General features: G+C 37.0%; 17 protein-coding genes and 1 rRNA gene. 6 read left to right on the forward strand and 12 right to left on the reverse strand.

The features are described from left to right. From ACVBAX_RS23770 to ACVBAX_RS23780, 3 genes are all read right to left on the reverse strand, one after another. Positions 1-590 (reverse strand): 16S ribosomal RNA (locus ACVBAX_RS23770); the annotation flags it as partial. Positions 591-921: 331 nt separating this feature from the next. Continuing rightward, positions 922-1,698, reverse strand: coding sequence for a TerC family protein (locus tag ACVBAX_RS23775; RefSeq protein ID WP_447119311.1), 777 nt, complete (start codon positions 1,696-1,698; stop codon positions 922-924). Between the two features lie 343 nt (positions 1,699-2,041). Next, positions 2,042-2,407 carry a DUF2294 domain-containing protein gene (locus tag ACVBAX_RS23780; RefSeq protein ID WP_447119313.1) on the reverse strand — a complete coding sequence of 122 codons (366 nt, stop codon included), beginning with the start codon at positions 2,405-2,407 and terminating at the stop codon, positions 2,042-2,044. Between the two features lie 129 nt (positions 2,408-2,536). Here ACVBAX_RS23780 and ACVBAX_RS23785 point away from each other — a divergent pair, with 129 nt between their 5' ends. After that, the gene (locus ACVBAX_RS23785; protein ID WP_447119315.1) at positions 2,537-3,322 is read left to right on the forward strand and encodes a C39 family peptidase; all 786 of its coding nucleotides are present in this window, start codon (positions 2,537-2,539) and stop codon (positions 3,320-3,322) included. 90 nt (positions 3,323-3,412) lie between these two features. Here the strand turns inward: ACVBAX_RS23785 and ACVBAX_RS23790 are convergent, their stop codons facing one another. The 3 genes from ACVBAX_RS23790 to ACVBAX_RS23800 form a co-directional block, all read right to left on the reverse strand. Then, positions 3,413-4,825 (reverse strand): SpoVR family protein, encoded by a 1,413-nt coding sequence (locus ACVBAX_RS23790; RefSeq protein WP_447119317.1) that lies wholly within the window; start codon positions 4,823-4,825, stop codon positions 3,413-3,415. A gap of 111 nt (positions 4,826-4,936) precedes the next feature. After that, positions 4,937-5,254, reverse strand: coding sequence for a DUF3889 domain-containing protein (locus ACVBAX_RS23795; RefSeq protein ID WP_447119319.1), 318 nt, complete (start codon positions 5,252-5,254; stop codon positions 4,937-4,939). A 25-nt stretch (positions 5,255-5,279) separates the two neighbouring features. Further along, positions 5,280-6,266, reverse strand: coding sequence for a M14 family zinc carboxypeptidase (locus tag ACVBAX_RS23800; protein WP_447119321.1), 987 nt, complete (start codon positions 6,264-6,266; stop codon positions 5,280-5,282). Between the two features lie 172 nt (positions 6,267-6,438). Between ACVBAX_RS23800 and ACVBAX_RS23805 the strand changes: the two genes are divergently transcribed. Further along, positions 6,439-6,696 (forward strand): YhdB family protein, encoded by a 258-nt coding sequence (locus tag ACVBAX_RS23805; RefSeq protein ID WP_119707080.1) that lies wholly within the window; start codon positions 6,439-6,441, stop codon positions 6,694-6,696. Between the two features lie 53 nt (positions 6,697-6,749). Here ACVBAX_RS23805 and ACVBAX_RS23810 read toward each other — a convergent pair whose 3' ends face one another. Next, on the reverse strand, positions 6,750-8,483 hold the full coding sequence (locus ACVBAX_RS23810; RefSeq protein WP_447119323.1) for a phospho-sugar mutase: 1,734 nt from the start codon (positions 8,481-8,483) through the stop codon (positions 6,750-6,752). 208 nt (positions 8,484-8,691) lie between these two features. Between ACVBAX_RS23810 and ACVBAX_RS23815 the strand changes: the two genes are divergently transcribed. The 3 genes from ACVBAX_RS23815 to ACVBAX_RS23825 all read left to right on the forward strand — a co-directional run bounded on the left by ACVBAX_RS23815 (position 8,692) and on the right by ACVBAX_RS23825 (position 10,274). Next, positions 8,692-9,294 (forward strand): TetR/AcrR family transcriptional regulator, encoded by a 603-nt coding sequence (locus ACVBAX_RS23815; protein ID WP_447119325.1) that lies wholly within the window; start codon positions 8,692-8,694, stop codon positions 9,292-9,294. Positions 9,295-9,367: 73 nt separating this feature from the next. Then, positions 9,368-9,799 carry a disulfide oxidoreductase gene (locus ACVBAX_RS23820; RefSeq protein WP_430776889.1) on the forward strand — a complete coding sequence of 144 codons (432 nt, stop codon included), beginning with the start codon at positions 9,368-9,370 and terminating at the stop codon, positions 9,797-9,799. Between the two features lie 4 nt (positions 9,800-9,803). Beyond that, the gene (locus ACVBAX_RS23825; RefSeq protein WP_447119327.1) at positions 9,804-10,274 is read left to right on the forward strand and encodes a thioredoxin family protein; all 471 of its coding nucleotides are present in this window, start codon (positions 9,804-9,806) and stop codon (positions 10,272-10,274) included. Between the two features lie 36 nt (positions 10,275-10,310). On the opposite strand, the gene ACVBAX_RS23830 is transcribed toward ACVBAX_RS23825, so the two are convergent. Continuing rightward, complete coding sequence (locus ACVBAX_RS23830) at positions 10,311-10,703, reverse strand: DUF5365 family protein (RefSeq protein ID WP_447119329.1); 393 nt, start codon at positions 10,701-10,703, stop codon at positions 10,311-10,313. A gap of 128 nt (positions 10,704-10,831) precedes the next feature. Between ACVBAX_RS23830 and ACVBAX_RS23835 the strand changes: the two genes are divergently transcribed. Then, entirely contained in the window at positions 10,832-11,743 is a 912-nt protein-coding gene (locus ACVBAX_RS23835; protein WP_447119331.1) for an RluA family pseudouridine synthase, read from the forward strand. A 199-nt stretch (positions 11,744-11,942) separates the two neighbouring features. Here ACVBAX_RS23835 and ACVBAX_RS23840 read toward each other — a convergent pair whose 3' ends face one another. The 4 genes from ACVBAX_RS23840 to ACVBAX_RS23855 are packed head-to-tail and all read right to left on the reverse strand — an operon-like array spanning position 11,943 to position 19,846. Next, positions 11,943-14,840: an ATP-binding protein gene (locus ACVBAX_RS23840; RefSeq protein ID WP_447119333.1), complete on the reverse strand. Its 2,898-nt coding sequence runs from the start codon at positions 14,838-14,840 to the stop codon at positions 11,943-11,945. Continuing rightward, the gene (locus ACVBAX_RS23845) at positions 14,830-15,192 is read right to left on the reverse strand and encodes a response regulator transcription factor (RefSeq protein WP_447119335.1); all 363 of its coding nucleotides are present in this window, start codon (positions 15,190-15,192) and stop codon (positions 14,830-14,832) included. Before ACVBAX_RS23845 ends, ACVBAX_RS23840 begins: the two co-directional genes overlap by 11 nt. Then, the gene (locus ACVBAX_RS23850) at positions 15,189-18,437 is read right to left on the reverse strand and encodes a hypothetical protein (protein WP_447119337.1); all 3,249 of its coding nucleotides are present in this window, start codon (positions 18,435-18,437) and stop codon (positions 15,189-15,191) included. The genes ACVBAX_RS23845 and ACVBAX_RS23850 overlap by 4 nt, the downstream gene beginning before the upstream one ends. Beyond that, positions 18,434-19,846 (reverse strand): glycosyltransferase family 2 protein, encoded by a 1,413-nt coding sequence (locus ACVBAX_RS23855; RefSeq protein WP_447119339.1) that lies wholly within the window; start codon positions 19,844-19,846, stop codon positions 18,434-18,436. The genes ACVBAX_RS23850 and ACVBAX_RS23855 overlap by 4 nt, the downstream gene beginning before the upstream one ends. Position 19,847 lies beyond the last annotated feature (1 nt).

Consider the following 19,847-nt stretch of genomic DNA (forward strand, 5'->3'; position numbering starts at 1 on the left):
CTGCGCGCGCTTTACGCCCAATAATTCCGGACAACGCTTGCCACCTACGTATTACCGCGGCTGCTGGCACGTAGTTAGCCGTGGCTTTCTGGTTAGGTACCGTCAAGGTACCGGCAGTTACTCCGGTACTTGTTCTTCCCTAACAACAGAGTTTTACGATCCGAAAACCTTCATCACTCACGCGGCGTTGCTCCGTCAGACTTTCGTCCATTGCGGAAGATTCCCTACTGCTGCCTCCCGTAGGAGTCTGGGCCGTGTCTCAGTCCCAGTGTGGCCGATCACCCTCTCAGGTCGGCTACGCATCGTCGCCTTGGTGAGCCGTTACCTCACCAACTAGCTAATGCGCCGCGGGCCCATCTATGAGTGATAGCCGAAACCATCTTTCAGCTTTTCTACATGAGTAGAAAAGAATTATCCGGTATTAGCCCCGGTTTCCCGGAGTTATCCCAGTCTCATAGGCAGGTTGCCCACGTGTTACTCACCCGTCCGCCGCTAATCTTGGGGAGCAAGCTCCCCAAGATCCGCTCGACTTGCATGTATTAGGCACGCCGCCAGCGTTCGTCCTGAGCCAGGATCAAACTCTCCAATAAAGAGTAAGATTTAGCTCTTAAAGTTAAAACGTTGGCTAGTGTATTTTTCAACACTAATCATTTTTGTTGATGTATGATTTGTTTAGTTTTCAAAGAACAAAATTCAGTTCCATTCTCGTTTCATCGCTCGGAAGCAACTATATTAGAATAACATTTTCCACTTAACTCGTCAACAACTTTTTTTAAAAAAAGTTTGTGTATCAACTTTTAAATTATGTTGTTTCGTAAGCAGATTCTTATAATACCATCCGTCTTTTTTATCGTCAATAGATTTTTATCATTTTTTGTCGAAAAAGCGTTCATTAGAAAATTCTAATGAACGCTCTTTAAATTATGCTGCATTTTCTACTTCCTTCACTTCTTTTGAGAAAAACCAACCAGCTAATGCAATCAGAACTAATACTATATAGAAAGTAATTTTCCACTCAGGTGATTTCGCAAATGTACTAGGAAGCACGGATAGTGAAGGGTGTGATAATGTGTATACTGCAAGTTTCACCCCTACCCAACCTACTATAGCAAAGGCCGCGATTTCTAATCCAGGGCGCTTGGCAAGAAGTGTTACAAAGAAATTTGCAGCAAAACGCATGATAATTAACCCAATTAAACCACCAGCAAAGATGACTAAGAACTTACCTCCATCCAAACCACCGATAGGAGGAAGTGGAGTATCCGGTAAAGCTACGGCTAATGCAACTGCAGCTAAAATTGAATCTACTGCAAAAGCTATGTCTGCTAACTCAACTTTGATAACAGTTGTCCAGAAACCCGAATTCTTTTCTTTCTTTTCTTTTTCATTTGACTTCTCTTCAAGTTTCTTCTTAAAAAGTTTCCTCGCAATATGGTTAATTGCGATAAATAAAAGATAGATCGCACCTATTGCCTGTACTTGCCATACATCCACTAAGAATGAAATAATAAATAAGGAAGCAAATCTAAAAATAAATGCACCTGCTAAACCATAAAATAATGCTCTTTTTCTTTCTTCTTCAGGTAAATGCTTTACCATAATAGCTAATACAAGGGCATTATCTGCCGCAAGTAAACCCTCTAATGCAATAAGTACTAATAATACCCAACCATATTCTAATAATAAACTAATATCCAAATTCCGTTTCCCCTTTCAATTGAGAACTCTCCACCCAGCACTCTTTTCACGTTCCATATATCTATAACAATTAAATCGGATGTAATTATTTACTTGTTCATATACTCGCCCCTTCCCAAATACTATATTTTGGTAAAGGTTTGAGACGCAAAAAAGACCTTTACCATTGTAGGTAAAGGTCTTGCTAACAACTAGTACCGTTGCCAACAAAGCCGAGAGCGCGTGTCTCCGAAATGACGACTTTGTTGTAAAAGCTACTCCCCTTTAAAGGAATATCTTATTAAATTCTTATCATTATCATATGATGTTATTGAATAAACGTCAATAAAAAAATACTTATTGTTCAAATAAACTCTTTTTCAAGATCACCCTTTAGTCGGAAAACCATCATTCTTTCTCCAGTCCGAGTACTAATATCTGTATGAAAATTAAGGACATTTTGACCTGTTATATTAGAAATTAATTGTTTTAAATCACCCGTACCAGACTCAACTAAATCAGCACGCGTACGTTTTATGGATAACATCCCGTCTTTTGTTTCACACACTGAATACTCAGCAGGAGTTAGGATTCCTTTTAAAGATACAATGATCATGTCTCTTAGAATATCAGCCTTTACAGATATTGACCCTCTACCTAAGTAGTCCTTTTCCCATTGAGTAATAGCTTTACTTATTTCTGCTTCGATTGAACCCTTTGTTTTCTTCATAATTCACCTCTTACCACATTATAATTGTTCCTTAAACATTCCTCAATTCTTCCTACCCTAGTAATAGTTTGTTCATAATTTGATTCTATCATTATGAAATCTATTACTATATTAAGAAGGAAGGTTTCCATGAGCTATAAAATCCCTGCAATCATATTATCTACCACTTTATTTGCAACAGCATTGTTTCTCTCTAACGATGAACATGCTCAATCTACCACGAACAAGGAATCAACAACGGCAGATGTTCAAACTACATCTAGCACTTTTACTGAAGGGACTGCTTCCACAGCAACTATTGTTGAAGAGACTGTGGATGTGGAAAAAGAGCAAGAAATTACAGAGATTCTACTTGATGTTCCTTTATTGAACCAAATGGATAGTCCGAGATTATACAATGGTTGTGAAGTAACAAGCTTAGCAATGATTTTACAATACAATGGTCTTGATGTAACAAAAAATCAATTAGCAGAGGAAGTAGTTCGCACACCACTTCAATATTCTAGTGGTCAATATGGAAATCCTAATATTGGGTTTGTTGGTAATATGGAAGACGGGCCTGGACTTGGAGTATATCATGGTCCCATTTATGATCTTGCAACAAATTATTCGGATCATGTTATTGACTTAACCAATCAATCATTTGATGAGCTATTAAAACAAGTAGCTCAAGGTCATCCTGTTTGGATTATTACCACCTCAACCTTTTCTCCTATTGACGAATTCGAGACGTGGGAAACACCACAAGGAGAAGTTACTATCACATATAAAATGCATAGTGTCGTCATAACAGGATTTGATAATGAATCTATCTATATTAACAATCCTTACGGAGAGAAAAATCAGCAACTTGACCGAGAATCGTTTATTCAAGCATGGGAGCAAATGGGAAGCCAAGCAATCGTCGTTTTATAACCTCAAATACAAATTACATTTGAGGTTATAAGATTAAATAAATTTAGAAATTAACAAACCCCATTCGATTTTGAATGGGGTTGCTTCACTCTATAAATACTTTCTGTGTATACTTTTACCGTCATACGTGTATAGCATATTTTTCCCTTCAATCACGGTTTCCATATGAATACTTCTTCCCCATAACTGATGAATATACGGCATAACTTTTTCCAAATACTTAATATCAAGTTCAATTCCTTCGTATCCATGCTGGATATAAAGCTCACCGTTTTTCAAATAATCGCCATCCGTTACCGTTAAGTATGGGAAACCACCGTTTACCCTCATACTTACTAACTGATCTCGAACATTTTCCCATGCTTTATCAACAATCTTATAATCCTTCCCTTGCTTTTGGAATAAATACATATCCTCTCGCATAACAAGATCTTTCGTTAAATAGTTGCGGAGGAAGGAGATATCTGATTCTATTTCACGTACCTCAAACATCTTTTCTCGACCTGATCCAGGCTGAACTCCTCGACGTTTCATTTCCTCGGTCGGATTATTATAACGTTCTTCAATATCCTCAAATATCTTCAACCCAAGGTAATATGGGTTTATTCCTGTTCGCGAAGGTTGAACCACACCAGCATTCAGTTTAGCAAACTCTAATGCTTCACCACTCGTTAAATCCATCTCACGGAGTATTCTTTGATGCCAGAACGACGCCCAGCCTTCGTTCATAATCTTTGTTTCTAACTGTGGCCAGAAATAGAGCATTTCCTCGCGCATCATCGTTAAAATATCACGTTGCCAGTCTGATAATTCGCGACTGTAACTTTCAATAAATAACAAAAGATCTTTCTCAGGCTGTGGAGGGAATTTCTTTTTTCTTTTTACTGGTTCTAGTTTCTTTTTATTCTTTTCATCCAAATCCCACAAATCATCATAAGGACTTAACGCAACAACTTCCTCTTCGTATTCCACATCCTCCATGCTCCAAGCAAGTTTAGGCCTCATTAACGAGGGATCAATATGTTCTTCAATGGCAAGAACGGCATCAAGAAACGTTTCAACCTCATGTTTCCCATATTGTATCTCATACTTTCTGATTCTCTCAGCTGTTGCGGCCATGCTTTCTACCATGTCTCTTTTTGTATTTTGGAATCGAACATTATTTTTAAAAAAGTCACAATGAGCTAAAACGTGGGCAACAATTAGTTTGTTTTGTATAAGAGAATTAGAATCCAGTAAAAACGCATAACAAGGGTCAGAGTTAATAACAAGTTCATAAATTTTAGACAACCCCAGATCATAGTGAAGCTTCATTTTATGAAACTGTTTCCCGAAGCTCCAATGGGAAAATCTTGTTGGCATGCCATATGCACCAAAGGTATAAATTATTTCGGATGGACAAATTTCATAACGCATTGGATAAAAATCGAGTCCAAAGCCAACCGCTATCTCCGTTATCTCTTCAATGGCATACTGTAAATCTTTCTGTTCTTGTTCACGCATTAGCTTTCTCCCCCTTTTTGCTCTTATCACAATGTATGAAACGAGAGAGAGAATGATGTACTTAGAAATAGAAAAAAGCAGAACCCTATTGTTTTAGAGTCCTGCTTTTCCTTATTTTTCTTCTACTAATGTAATCGTTAATTCTTTTCCTGCACTATTGTCATGCGTAATCTTGACTGTCACAAACTGTTCCTTGCCATTCACCATCACTTCAAAACGAAAGGAATCCAATACCTTATTTTCAGCTAATTTTTCTCTACCGACATACTTATATTCTACTACTTGCTGTCCAGGATAGTCTTCAGTTACAACTGCAGTTGCAATTCTCCCAAACTTTTTATAATCCAGACCAGGCTGTTCAGCATAAGTAGAAGAAAGTGAACCAAAAATGCATAAAAGAGTTATGATTGGAACAAGTATCTTTTTCAAACTTTTCCCTCCTTGTTTGTGGTTATTATTTTTCCATATGCCCATCCCTTTTATGTAACTCTATGACCTCATTAACTAATTTCATCCCAACATATTGATTCCTTTTCCACACCTCTGGAAAGCTTGACAAAGGCGGTGCACGATTGATCATTGGTGGACATATTTCTATGGTTAATGCTGGGCGATGGTAAGTGGTAATAAACCAATCAGTAAATCCACCACCAGTTGCCTTTTTAGGGGGCTTTCCTAATTTATATCCGGTTGATTGAGCGATTTTTTCAGCGATTGAATAATCCCTTTGTTCATTCTTCCCATTTTTATACTTCCAATAAATCTCCTGACCCGTTGAGTGATAGGCTACGGAAATAGAGGGTTGGATTTTATCAATAAAAGCAGCTAATGCTTGAGTTTCCAATGCCTCAAATGGTCTTTTTCCTTTATAAAATTGGTAAGTAGGTGTACTGGGCCCCTTTAACTCTCTCCAACCTGCTGGATATTGGCGATTTAAATCAATCCCAATCCCATTTGCCTTCCAACGTGAAAAATTGGAGTCTCCTTCATTCATTAAAAATAGTTGATCAACAAAAAATACAGGGATGTCCCGCTGTTGAATTTTGACTCCATCCGGATTAAGCATCGGAACAATCCAGATGGACACATCATTCAGCATGTTAGGATAAAACGGTCCAACTTTTGCACCGGTTGTTAAAGCTCTAGCATAATTTTCAAGCATGACCATTAGAAGAGAGCTTGTTAGCCACTCTCTACCATGGTGGGCACCAATGAGTACGACGTTTTTCTCACCTTTTCCAATTTTTATTGCTGGAATATCATTTCCATAATAAGATTGACCAATTACTGTTACTTCTAATACTCCATCATAGGTTTCCTTTAGTTTTTGTATATCAAATTGCATTTGTTCGTATGTGTAGATTTGGTCTGAGTTAACAATATTTGCAAAAGCAGATGGGCAATACAGTAAAAAGCATATAAGAAATATCAATGTTTTCATTTCATCCATTCCTAAAATTAAAATTTCCATCTTTAATGTGTCTTGAATGTCATAAACCTATTCAGGAAAAAGATGAAAACATTGATATATCAACAGTGACAAGTTTTTCTGAGATTGTTTTTAAAAGAACATCATACACTATACTCAACTCCTTAAGAGGAGGAGAGAGAAAATGAATCATGTTGATTATGATCGAGCCTTGTACTATACGCATCGCTCTGAATGGGATAACTTATTAATACTGATGGTACGAACGAAGGACCAATTTTTAGCCAAAAAAATTGAACACTTCCTTCATGCGTACAATTTTGAAAAAGACTACCAAGTGATTGAGAAACATTTATATTCTTTACTTCGTTACATCGACCATGCAAACGATCTTGTTGAAGCAAATGACGGCTTGCTTGATACAGTGATAACCATGGGGTAACTACCAGAATTCCACCAAAAAAACACGGTCAAATTGACCGTGTTTTTTATGATTTATTTAGATAGTGCATTCATTTTATTTTCAACCGCTTGCATAAATGCATCTTCAATTGATTTTAATTTCCCTTTGCTTTCAGTCAAACTTGATCCCTTTACGCCAAAATAAAACTTAATTTTCGGCTCCGTTCCTGATGGTCGAAGGCAGACCCATGATCCATCTTCAAAAAAGTACTTTAATACGTTTGAGGCAGGAAGATCAATTGATTCTTCCGATCCATCCTCATATCTTTTACTTGTCAGGTAATCCTCTGTTTTTGTTACCTTTAGATCAATGAGTTCTTCAAGCGGTTCAGCCCGGAAAGATTCTAGTGTTTTATTTATCGTTTCTGCACCTGATTTTCCTTTTAATGTTAATGAACGTAATCCTTCTTGATAATATCCATACTTATCAAATATCATTAACATTGCCTCATATAGAGACTTGCCTTGCTTTTTGTAGTACGCACACACTTCAGTTGCTAAAAGAGAAGCTTGAATAGCATCCTTGTCTCTAGCAAAGTCTCCAATTAAATAACCGTAGCTCTCTTCATATCCAAATAAGAAGCTATGTTCATTTGTGGAATCATATTCGTTAATCTTTTCTGCAATAAACTTAAATCCTGTTAATACATCAAGTGTTGGAACACCATAAGAAGCAGCAATAGTTGCACCTAATTCAGAGGTAACAATTGTCTTTAAAACAACTGCATTTTCTTGTAAGGTTCCCTTTTCCTTTTTATTTTCTAGTAAGTAATGGAGTAGTAAAGCACCTGTTTGATTTCCTGTTAGGATTTCATACTCCCCTTTTTCATTTTTTACAGCAATCCCAAGACGGTCTGCATCAGGGTCAGTGGCAATCAATAAATCAGCGTTTACCTTTTTACCCGCTTCTATTGCCAATTCAAACGCAGCATGTTCTTCTGGATTTGGACTTTTCACAGTAGAGAACTGAGGATCAGGTAATTCCTGCTCCTTTACAATCGTTACATTTTCGTATCCAAACGCCTTAAGTCCAGAACGCACTGGTTTATTAGCTGTCCCGTGCAGCGGTGTAAAAACTACCTGTAAATCCGTTTCTTTGGCTAATGTTGGATTCTCAGAAATCGTTACAAGCTTCTCCAGATACGCTTGATCCACCTCTGCACCAATCATCTTAATTAGCCCTTGTTCTTTTAACTCCTGTTCGTCACTAACCTCTATAGTTAACTCATTTGAAATCGCATCTACTTTTTCAATAACCTTATCTGCCCCTTCTAAAGGAAGCTGCCCACCATCTGGACCATACACCTTATAACCATTATATTCAGGCGGATTATGGCTTGCTGTAATCACAATTCCAGAGAAAGCATTTAGATGTCTTACTGCAAAAGATAATTCTGGAGTTGGACGAAGCTCATTAAAGACATATGCTTGAATTCCCTTTGTAGCTAATGTTTTGGCTGCCTCCATTGCAAACTCACTTGATTTATGGCGAGAATCATATGCAATGACCACACCTCTATCCTTTGCTTCCTGACCAAATTCTTCTATATATGTTGCAAGGCCTGCGGATGCCTTCCTAACCGTGAAGATGTTCATACGATTTGTACCAACACCTATTTCCCCACGCATCCCACCTGTACCAAACTCTAAATTTTTATAAAAAGCATCCTCTAATTCCACATCGGATAGCTTTTGTAGTTGCCCCTTTAACTCTTCTGGGAGCTTATCAAATTGATTCCATGTATGTACTTTTTCTTTCCAGCTCATTTCGTCTCCTCCTGAAAGTGTTTTCTAACTTTTATTATTCAAGCCAGACTGTGCGTTTCCCTCTTTTTCGTCGTTAGTTTTTGTGACAACTTAAGAAACCATTTTCATTATATATGTTTTTTGTAAAAAATACACATCTCTCCAAATTTTAAAATGTTACATTTGTATTATTTCATCATTTTTTTTAAAATTGGAAAGAGGTGAAGATATGAACGGATTTGAACGAAGAAGGCTTCAAAAAATGGAACAGATTCGCCAGGCAGCTTTTTCTTTATTCACAAAGTACGGAATTCAAAAGGTAAACATTCATGAAATAGCAAAAAAAGCGAATGTTTCGCAAGTAACGATATATAATTATTTTGGAAGTAAGGACGAGCTCGTCTATGATGTGCTAAAGGATTATCTTGAAGGGCAAATTAACTCGTTTCAACAATTAATTTATAGTGAACTTCCTTTTCAAGACAAGCTAATCAAATTGATTGAATTGAAGCTTTCATCCACAAATGACCTTAGTACAGATTTTATTGAAGCGATTGTTTCAGAGAATAGTGTTATTGCGAATTTATTTCAAGAATTCGCAAACGAAAAATCTATGCCTCTCATTGTTACATTTATTGAAGAAGGACGAAAAAGCGGGGATATATCCAGCAGTCTATCAATGAATACGATTCTTTTTATCCTCCAAGCAATGACAGACGCCATTCAAAAGCATTCAGAAATCTTCCAATCTAGATCAAACAAGGATCAATTCATAAATGAATTCATTCATTTCTTTTTTTATGGAATTGTAGGAAAAAAGGAAGACTTGTGAGTAGATTATTATACATTTTTGTCCTTTGTAATTATAATAAATTCACGGTCAATACGCTTAAGGAGAATATTGTATGAAAAAAAATGACAAGCGCGAAAACTTGCTTTTCCTTGCTTTCGCTGCAGCACTGCTAGCCATGTTTGGCAGTTTATATTTTTCGGAGATACGCCAGTACGAGCCTTGTGAACTTTGCTGGTATCAACGCATCGTTATGTACCCATTTGTTGTATTATTAGGTATTGCAACTGTGAAAAAGGATTATGGGATTGCCTTTTATACGATGATTCTTTCGGCTGTTGGTGGGATGATCTCCCTTTACCATTATGGACTACAGAAGGTTTCCTTTTTAGCGGATACAGCTCCAGCATGTGGGCGTGTCCCTTGTACGGGGCAATACATTAATTGGCTTGGATTTATCACGATCCCTTTTCTGGCCCTCACCGCGTTTATTATTGTTTTTGTTTGTAGCTTTCTAGTATGGAAGCAAACGAAGGAGGAAAAATAATTTCATGAAAAAAGTTCTAATTTTTATTGGTATTATCGTCCTATTATTTGGTGCATTAGCTATTGTTACAAAAATGCAAAATGAAGAAAAAGTCAGTGAAGACAACCCTTATAAGAAGGATAGTCTGGATCAAGCAACTATTGATCAGTTAGACGATCCTAATTACCAAAACCTCGTTCTTCCAGAGGATTTACAATCAAAACTGGACAATGGTGAAGACGTGACCGTGTATTTTTACAGTCCAACTTGTTCACACTGTCAACGAACAACTCCAATCGTTGCTCCTCTTTCTGAAGAAATGAATATTGATCTACTTCAGTATAACTTACTTGAGTTTGAGCAAGGATGGGATGATTACTTAATCGAAAGTACTCCTACCATTGTTCAATACAAGGACGGGAAAGAAGTAGCAAGAATCGTAGGATATCACGAAGAGCCTGATTTTGAGAGCTGGTTTAACGAAAATACAAAATAAGTTTTGAAAAAAGCCGACTACATATGTAGCCGGCTTTTATACTAATAATTGATTAGCAGCTTGGGTGTATGTGCTGAAAAAGGTAGTTTTGTTTTCTCTAGCATAGATAAATTCATCATAAGAAAAAGGGAAAATAAATCCATACTCATGCAATGTTTCCACATTTTTATCATACAGCGCTTGGTGATTGTATGATAAGATGCGTGATTCTAGAATAGATAGCAAAGTTTGAAGTGAAGCAATCACATGATACGCTTCCTTTAACGTTCCATCAAGCTGTGCTGTTTCATTATTCAGTACATTTTGATCCTCAAAATTCTTTATGTCTTTATCAGAGAAATACATAGGGAAAATATCTCGATAAAACCTTTTGACAAGCTCCTTTATTTTCTCTTCTTGGTCTGGTGTCGACGCAAAAACAATCTTCACTTATAACCCACCTTTAAATATCCTTTAGTTCTAATGTAAAATATAAATTAAGAATACCATAAAAAAACCTGTCTCTATGGTGGTAATTATCACCACGATTAAAATGATAACTAAGAACGGAGAGTACAATGTTACAAACAAAAACAGTTGGAAAACAGTACAATATTTGTATTCCAAAAGATTGGGAGAAATACACAATCGAAAGCTTATTTAAAGATTATTGGAAGGCCCCAAAAAAACTAGTCCATGAATTGAGAATGGAAAAAAGTGTGTTAATAAATGGACAAGAAGCAAACTGGACTTCTCCTTTCCAATTGGGGGATACTTTATCTATTCCATTTTTTCAACCTGAGCCCCCAATAGTCCCACCTACTTATATGGAGATTGACATCCTTTTTGAAGATGACCACCTTCTTATCGCTAATAAGCCCGCCGGGATGGATACTCATCCAAATTCATTAAATGACCATTTAAGCCTCTTAAATGGCGTAGCATTTCATCTTCAATCAAAAGGAGAACTTCATTATATCAAGCATATCCATCGTCTTGATCGGGATACTACGGGTGCCGTTATTTTTGCTAAGCATCGAATGTGCGGGGCAATCTTAGATAGACTCCTTGAGGAAAGAAAGATTAAAAGGACATACTTCGCTTTAGTCGAAGGGAAAATGAAAACAAACTCAGGATCGATTTCAAAGCCCATAGGAAGAGATCGTCACCATCCAACGAGAAGAAGAGTATCTTCTACTGGTCAATCCGCTGTTACACACTATAAAGTAGAAGCTTACAATGCAAAAAAAAATACAACGCTAATCAGCTGCCAGCTTGATACAGGAAGAACACATCAAATTCGAGTACATTTAAGTTCAATTGGTCACCCTCTTATTGGTGATACGCTTTATGGAAGTCGTGTTAAGCAGAAAAGACAAGCACTGCATGCTTTAAAGGTAGAGTTTTTTCATCCTTTTACCGAAGTAAATATTGTATGTAAGGCTCCTTTTCTTGATAATCCATCTATTTTTCCTGAAATGGATATTTAATTAATGTAATCATAGAAGCGCCTACCCATTAGGTAGACGCTCCCTTTATATAAACGGCAACCCATGCCGATATTTTCTTTGTACTCTTTCCTTTCCCGAAACATTTTTGTCCAAAACAAATGATCAAGCCTAAGTTTAAAAAATAAATATAGAAAAGGACTAGAGCGAATGTCCTAGTCCTTTTCTGCACAATCAATCATTATTCTTTTGTTTTTTCATTATCATGCTCTTCAACAAAGGGCACAATCACTTGCCCTTCTTTTCCAATCTTGAGTAATAATTGCATCACAATTTTAGATAAGTGGCTTGTTTTGTATGGTTTAACAAAGTACTCCTCGGCTCCATTCGCTAAACCTTTGTCTCTCTCATCTAGTGCACTGGAGATTATGACTGGTATTTCCTTCAATTCCTCTTTCTCTTTCATAAATCGCATAATATTCCAGCCATCAACGTTTCCTTTATCTAACATGATATCTAGAATAACTGCATCTGGTACCTCTTCCTTTAAGGCATCCATTGCATGGTCACCATTTGTAAATTGAGTAACTGTAAATCCGTTATCAAGTAACTCTTGTGATATTAGATCTAGCAAACTTTCGTCATCCTCAATGACAAAAACTTTATAAGTGGAAGCTTCTTCATCTCTCCTATCTGTAATCCTGGTTGCCTCTTTTTTAACCATTGGGAAAGAAATGGTGAAGGTACTTCCCTTTCCATAAACAGATGTAAAAGTAACATCCCCTTCATGGGCGTTCATTATTTCCTTTACAATGGCAAGACCTAGTCCAGTCCCACCAATTTTTCGTCGATCTGAATTGTCAACTCGATAAAACTTTGTAAAGATGGAGCCCCCTACATTTTCAGGGATACCTAAGCCTTCATCTGAAATATCCAACTTCAATATTCCCTTTGCTTCAAATAGATTGAGTGTAATATTCCCTCCATTCGGAGAGTATTTAATTGAATTTCCAACCAGATTGGTAAGTACTTGCTCAATCTTTTCACGGTCTCCTAAAATCCAATCGTTTTCAGCATGGGAGGTAATAGTAATTTCATGTATTGATGTTGTACTTCTTAATGTATTTGTCACTGACTCAATAACGGGCAATAGTTCAAAATATTTTTTTTCATACGTATGTTTCCCCGCCTCCATGCGTTGGACATCAAGAAAATCATTAATTAATGCGGTAAGTCTCTTTGCTTCATTGTATACAGTGGTTAAATACTTTAATCTTCGGTCTGGCTTTAGCTCACGGTGTAACATGAGCTCTGTAAATCCTAAAATACTAGCTAATGGAGTTCGCAACTCATGACTAACAGTACTAACAAACTCAGACTTCATTTGGTCCACTTCAAATTCTTTTGTAATATCTCGATGAACAATTATCGTACCAATGCGTATTTCATCCTGAAATAGTGCTTCACTATATACCTTGATCACTTGATGCTTATCTAGTCGTTTATATATAATTGAATTTGAATTATTTATATGGTTGGTTTCTATTGCAGATTGGACAAATTGTAAAAACTCATCCTTTTCCTCCATATCTTTTTGCATAAAGGATGTCCAATCCTGAAGGTCAAGTCCTACTAAATCTCTTCCATCCACTACGCATTCGAACATCTCGCAAAGAGCCTTATTTACTAGCAGAACCACTCCGTCCTGATTAATAAGCTGAATTCCCTCATGAGTTGTATTTAATATAGACTGATTCCTTAGTCGTTCCGTTTCAGTTAACTCATGAATATATACCTTCTCTAATGAATTACTCATTTGTTTTGTGATCGATTGTAATTCTTCAATCTCTGACTCTTGAAATGCATTTCCAAACCTGCTAAACACCATTATTGCGGTTACCACATCATTTGAGGAAATGACTGGCAAGTATAAATCAAAAGAATACAATTTCCCCTCATGGTACCCCTTCTCAGATTCCACTATCTCCCTCTTAATCGTGTATGGTTGCTTATGTTTAATAAGGATGCTATTCAAGCCATTGTATATGTTCTTTTTAAACTGTTCTACACCAGAAGTAGAAATTCCATATGAACTATACGCTTGGTCCTCAAGCAATATGATTAACCCTCGATCCGCCTTAATAATTCGTGTCATGTGTAAGACAATGCTATCAAGTAGCGTATGCTTTTCAAGAGTGTTTGTTAATTTATTTGTTAATTCATTACGATTTTCAATTTTGTTCTTACTTTCTTTTACCACATAAAGGGCATTTTCTAGCTCCGATTGTTGCGCGTAAAGCTCATCTTGCTGTGCTAATAACTCCTCATTCTGTGCTAATAGATTCTGTTCTTTTTCTTGTATAGAATGGAGCATCTTCTTTAACGCGAAAGAAAGAATACCAATTTCATCTTTACGATGTGGATCAATAAAAATTTCTGAATCCTTTCCCTCTGTTATATCTGTTGCTGTCTTTGCTAGTTGGGAAAGTGGTGCACCAATATTTGTTAGCATTACCCTGATAATTCTAAAAAGGAATACCAAAAGAAATATGATAAAGGCAAGAAATACATTTTGATAAATGGTTTGAGTTTTCCTCATATCATTTATGGCTGTATTTAATTCGCTATCAATTACATCCATGTATTCGTGAGTCAAATCCAAAAATTCATTGGTTCTTGTTGTAGCGCCAAGCTGAGCCAAATTGATTAAATCATCCTGTCGCCCAGCCTCATAATACTGGATTGCTTGAGGAAGAGTCTCAACAAAATAATAATCCACAAAGCTGTTAATCTCTCTAACATACTCCGTATCATCATCATTAGTCGCACTCGCCTCTAATTTTTTCGCTAGTTTTCTAATCTCAGGCTGTTGTGAGTGTGCTCTTTTTTTTAACTCTTCATTTCCGTAAGCAAAATATCCCCTAACATCGAATAAAGCCGTATTCAGTGTGTAATACAAATCTCTCGTAATTTTCTCTTTCTCCACAATAAGGGCTCTTTTTTCAACATAGTCATTGCTTCGCTTGTACTGAAAATAGAGATTTAAAGACATACCGATAAGAATTAAAGAGAGAAAAATGATCATTAACTGAATAAATTGTTTTAATATGCTTTGCTTTTTATTCGAGCTATCTTTCATTTAAGATATCCTCAATCTTACCTTTTAGCTCCATTGGACTAAAAGGTTTGGCCATAAAGTAGTTAGCTCCTGCCTCAATTACCTTTTCCTGTTCATATTGTTGACTCTTAGCTGAGAGCATTAAGATTTTTACTTCCTTATCTTTTAGTCTTACATATTCAATCACTTCTAGCCCTGTTAATCCTGGCATCATATAATCAAGAACCAGTAAATCATAGCTATTCTCCTCAAATAGCTGAACCGCCTCAGTTCCATCTGCCGCTTCATCCACTTCATATTCCTCTTCTTCAAGAGTGTCTACAACAAGCATTCTTAATACTTCTTCATCCTCAGCTAATAATATCCTTTTCACTCTTTTGTCCCCCCGTATGTTTCCTTCATAATATAATAAGAATCCTTAAGTCGTTCACTGTATACTGGCTGCTCCCATTTATTCCATTTATAAACTACCGTTTTAGATATCGTATCAGTTATCCCTTCCATTTCTGGTAAAACTGACAGACCATTTTCTGTTGGTACAAAAGCAGATAGATAAATACCTTCAATATTTCTTGTACCCTCTAATCCACTTTCCCACATATCCCCAATAATTTCTTTTTCACTCGGATCCTTAATATTTAACATTAACCATGGAATACGTAACTCGACCATCTTTCCATCCTCGCTAATGCTTACATCTGTCAATGAGTTATAATTTTCTTCATCAGGGTTACCCATGCCATATAGAAGTTTTCCCGTTTCATATGCTTCAAAAGGATAGGTTTTCCCTGTCGAAGGAATCGTTAATGGTTTATTTAGCGCCAAGCGAATCGGATGGAACACACCATTTTCCTTTTCTGAAGGATACGTTTCTTTTGGTATCAGCTTTAACCGCTCACCATATTGATAATAAAAAGAATCATAGTAGCTATCGACTGTCATCCGCGATTCCTCTTTGCCCGCCAATGTGACTAAGAAATCCACACCAGAGGTTGTTGACAGTGATTGACCAGTACGAAGCGGAATCTTTTTTTGCCCCTGATCTCCTATCGTATCAAATGTGATATATGTCGGTGTTTCTTCTAAATTTATAGATTGTTGGTAATCGAGACGCACATAGATATTTGCTGCATCAGAAGTTACATACATACCTGTCAATAAATTATCTTCATCCTTCGATTGTGTTAAAGGTTCAATCAACGACTTTCTCCAGTCATTGTCTTTTCCGTCTAAAGTCATTTCTTTTCCCAATAAAGAAGGGGAAAACCCTAGCATCCCAAACATTTGTTCATTCGTCTGTAAATTAGACCAATACGGCCTGCGGTCTGGATTATCAAAGTCCATTGTATTCCATGTTCGTTTAAACCACTCATCCTGCCAAGAAAATACCATACCTCCAGCAAAATTCTCTGAAACTATAGTCTGGAAAAGCTTCTGATTAATTCCACCTTGATCCTGTTCGCTATGATTACCTTGATCCATTCCATGAACATTTTCATGAGTTAATCCCCTTGACGAAGGCACCCCGTACTCAGCAATCACGACTGGCATTTCATGTGCATTTTTCAAATCATGAAGATACCCGGCATAGTTATTTTTCTCTCCACTGCTATCTACATAATTCACATAATCTTCCTCAAAATTTAGGAAGTCTGGAAAATACGGATAGACGTGATAAGAGGCGAATAAACCCGCATGAAATTGATGCGTTTTTTTAATATGATTGGGATCAACACTCACCATATCCTCTTCTTCAGCAGGCTCAGCCGGATGAGATAATAGGTCGGTTGTTACCCAGTTGGTAAAGCTCATGGAATGTTGCCAATTATACGTTTCTGCCTCATAGCTCGCCATGTCATTCATTCGGACCGCTAACCATGCTTCAAATGGCGTCGCATTCTCAGTAAAGAAGTAGTCTCCTTTATACTGCTCCATTCCACTATGAACAGCGTCAGTATTTAATACCATACTTGGATCCCACTCAATTCCAATAATATACCCTAGTACATAAGGGGAAATATCGTGAGTGTAGGAACCTGAGGCATGCCCTGGCTTTTCTGGTATGAGAGCATTGCCATGAACGATGTCAACGATGTCTCTCATTTCTTTTTGAAACTCTTCCACAACGGACGGATCATAGGCATCCTGTTTTTCTAGCAACGTTTCTTCTGTCACCCAAGCACCGTGAAATAAATATAAAGGCTTCTTGGCTTGTTTATTATATTCGTAGAAAGCTTCATAAAATTGTGGAGGGTGAATGGTATAAATACGAAGGGCATTCGCATTCATGGCGCCAATCATTTTAAACCATCTAAAGTATTCATCTTTAGAGATGGCCGTCTCACCCGGGAAGTAACCTGGTTTAGCAATCCCCATGTTAACCCCTTTAATAAGAAGATCCTGCCACTTACCATCCTTTTGGATTTGAATAGACTCTTCATCTGTTTTACTATTAATAGAGTTCCCATTTTCCGTAACAAGCTCTACCACTTCCTGCTCATCGGATGGCTCTAAGCCGTGACGGAGAATTTGCTTCATCATCGGAACGTACACACGCCAGTAAAAAGAATCTGACTGAGCGATTTCTCTCCAATTCGATATTCCCCTTGTCTGATAAATCGAAGGAACATCTCCCTCATCGGCATAATCACCAGCAAAATAATAGGCAGAATAACTCGCATTTTTATGGCTGATAACTGCGGGGAAAGTAACTGGAATCCCATTTTCTGCAAGCTTTGATTCAGCTTCCTTTGTTACAGATAAATGGTATGTTGCTAAGATTTCATCTGAATCTCTTGCGGAAATAATATCAAACCAATAAGAATAATCAGTATCCGTTTTCTTATTATTTAAGAGCTTCTCACCTAGTTCAGTATATTGGAAACTTGGTCCCTCACCCTTAAACTCATTTTTTTCAATGACCACAATATAGTCATTGCTATCCACAAATACTAACCCTTCACCTGAAAAATTCCATGCTCCGTTCAATTTTTCGTAATTTTCTTTCACCCAAGTTGGAACCTCTTCCCCCTCAAGCTTAGGAAAATACCTACCAATCCAGCCTGTCCAATCGACATTTAACAGGTTAGAAATTTTTCCACGAGCTAAAGCTGAAGTGGGACTAGCAAATGTATTAAATTCAGCGATAAGGGTCTTCCCCTTATTTGAAAGTAATTCCTGATGAATGGCCTCCACTTCTTCCTCTTGTAATCCACCATACAAGTGCTCAGACCGTTCTCCCTGTTGGTTTTCACCATAGAATTCCTTTTCATTGACCCCATATGAATCCGCCAAGTAATAGACATCATACTGTTCTAATTCTTTTGGAAGATTGCGAATTTCATACTCTTCCCCCTCTTTAGGAACAAATCCATTATAGCTAGTTTCAATACTGTACCTTTCACGATCGCTAGTGACATATTTCTCATTATTCAATAGCCAAGTTAGTCCGCTATGTTCTCGGTACGTTTGGTCAGGAACAGTCTTATCGAGAATTAATACATTTAACTCTTTATTTGATTTTACTGCCCATAGCCAGAAAGGACTTGTTATCCCTACTACTAGGATTGCAATAAATGCAAAAACAAGCATTTGTTGTTTCGAAAACCAACTCTTCATTCCGATACACCTTTTCTTTTCATTTCTCCCCAGCCCTTTTCACCAACAATAATTTGCCAAATCCCCTCGCAACGCCAAAAGACGGTTAATGGGCGGTACCATAATGTCTCTGTCATAGAGTAAAAAAATAACTTTACGATATGTGATACTTTTGGATATTTGCGTAAACTCCACTCTTCTAATAAAACAGAGGCCATGGAGAACAATGATCCATACAAACAAGAGAGAAGAAAAATGATAATAGAAAACTCTAAATAAATTCCGCCAATAAACAAGGAACATAAAACATAAATATATCCAGAGAGCTCAATGATAGGACCAAAAAACTCAACAATCCAAAAATAAGGAAAGGAAATCATACCGATCGAACCGTATTTCGGATTAAACGCTAACTTCCTATGTGCCCAAAGACTTTCAAACAAACCTCGATGCCATCTTCTTCTCTGTCTACGAAGAAACTTAGTTTCTTCCGGAACTTCAGTCCAACATACAGGGTCTGGTACATATACTATTTTTTTCTTTACACCCTTCTCTTTAATAAGTCGGTGCAAACGAACCACTAACTCCATATCTTCACCTACGGTCGTGGTCTTATATCCCCCCGCTTCAGCGACCCAGCTTTTTGAAAATACGCCAAATGCTCCTGATACAATCAAAAGAAGATTATGACGACTTAAACCAATTCTCCCCATTAAAAAGGCACGGAGATATTCAATGATCTGCATAATCACAAGGGGATGTTTTGATAATCCTACTTCAAGTAAATTCCCATTTGATATTTTACAACCATTGGCAATTCTTACACTTCCTCCAGAAGCAATAACATCTTCATTTGAAAGCATAATTGGTTTCATTACCTTTAAGAAGGCATCTCGTTCTAGAACGGAATCGCCGTCTAGAGAACAAATATAAGGATAGTGAGAGAAATTTAATCCTACATTCAATGCATCTGCTTTGCCGCCATTTTCTTTATCAATCAGATAAAGGTTCGGTAAAGTACTGGACTGATATATTCCTTTAATATTTTTTGTTTCAACATGCTTTCGAATGACCTTTTTAATCTCCCTCATCTCATAATGTCGAATCATTTTATTAAGACTATTATCTGTAGATCCGTCATTAACAACAATAATTTCATAAGTGGGATAATTAATCCCCAGCAAGGAACGGACACTTTGAATCAATCCTGCCTCTTCATTAAACGCAGGAACAATAATAGAAATTGGCTTTGTATATAAGTCATTAAGATATTCATCGTACGCTTGCTCTTTATCAAGTTTATATTCTCTTCTAAGCTGAAGAAGTGATAGTAGTAAAATCACTGAGTAAAAACTAATCACTAACACCATGTATACAGTGATAAAACTACCGAAAACAACCCCAATATACTCTCCAATCAGTTGTAGCATA

The sequence above is a fragment of the Robertmurraya sp. GLU-23 genome, assembly GCF_052983275.1.

Bases quoted from the DNA above. Each gene is read 5' to 3' on its own strand.
- ACVBAX_RS23780 (WP_447119313.1), bottom strand. From the start codon at position 2,407: ATGAAGAAAACAAAGGGTTCAATCGAAGCAGAAATAAGTAAAGCTATT.
- ACVBAX_RS23785 (WP_447119315.1), top strand. From the start codon at position 2,537: ATGAGCTATAAAATCCCTGCAATCATATTATCTACCACTTTATTTGCA.
- ACVBAX_RS23790 (WP_447119317.1), bottom strand. From the start codon at position 4,825: ATGCGTGAACAAGAACAGAAAGATTTACAGTATGCCATTGAAGAGATA.
- ACVBAX_RS23800 (WP_447119321.1), bottom strand. From the start codon at position 6,266: ATGAAAACATTGATATTTCTTATATGCTTTTTACTGTATTGCCCATCT.
- ACVBAX_RS23805 (WP_119707080.1), top strand. From the start codon at position 6,439: ATGAATCATGTTGATTATGATCGAGCCTTGTACTATACGCATCGCTCT.
- ACVBAX_RS23810 (WP_447119323.1), bottom strand. From the start codon at position 8,483: ATGAGCTGGAAAGAAAAAGTACATACATGGAATCAATTTGATAAGCTC.
- ACVBAX_RS23815 (WP_447119325.1), top strand. From the start codon at position 8,692: ATGAACGGATTTGAACGAAGAAGGCTTCAAAAAATGGAACAGATTCGC.
- ACVBAX_RS23820 (WP_430776889.1), top strand. From the start codon at position 9,368: ATGAAAAAAAATGACAAGCGCGAAAACTTGCTTTTCCTTGCTTTCGCT.
- ACVBAX_RS23825 (WP_447119327.1), top strand. From the start codon at position 9,804: ATGAAAAAAGTTCTAATTTTTATTGGTATTATCGTCCTATTATTTGGT.
- ACVBAX_RS23835 (WP_447119331.1), top strand. From the start codon at position 10,832: ATGTTACAAACAAAAACAGTTGGAAAACAGTACAATATTTGTATTCCA.
- ACVBAX_RS23840 (WP_447119333.1), bottom strand. From the start codon at position 14,840: ATGAAAGATAGCTCGAATAAAAAGCAAAGCATATTAAAACAATTTATT.
- ACVBAX_RS23850 (WP_447119337.1), bottom strand. From the start codon at position 18,437: ATGAAGAGTTGGTTTTCGAAACAACAAATGCTTGTTTTTGCATTTATT.
- ACVBAX_RS23855 (WP_447119339.1), bottom strand. From the start codon at position 19,846: ATGCTACAACTGATTGGAGAGTATATTGGGGTTGTTTTCGGTAGTTTT.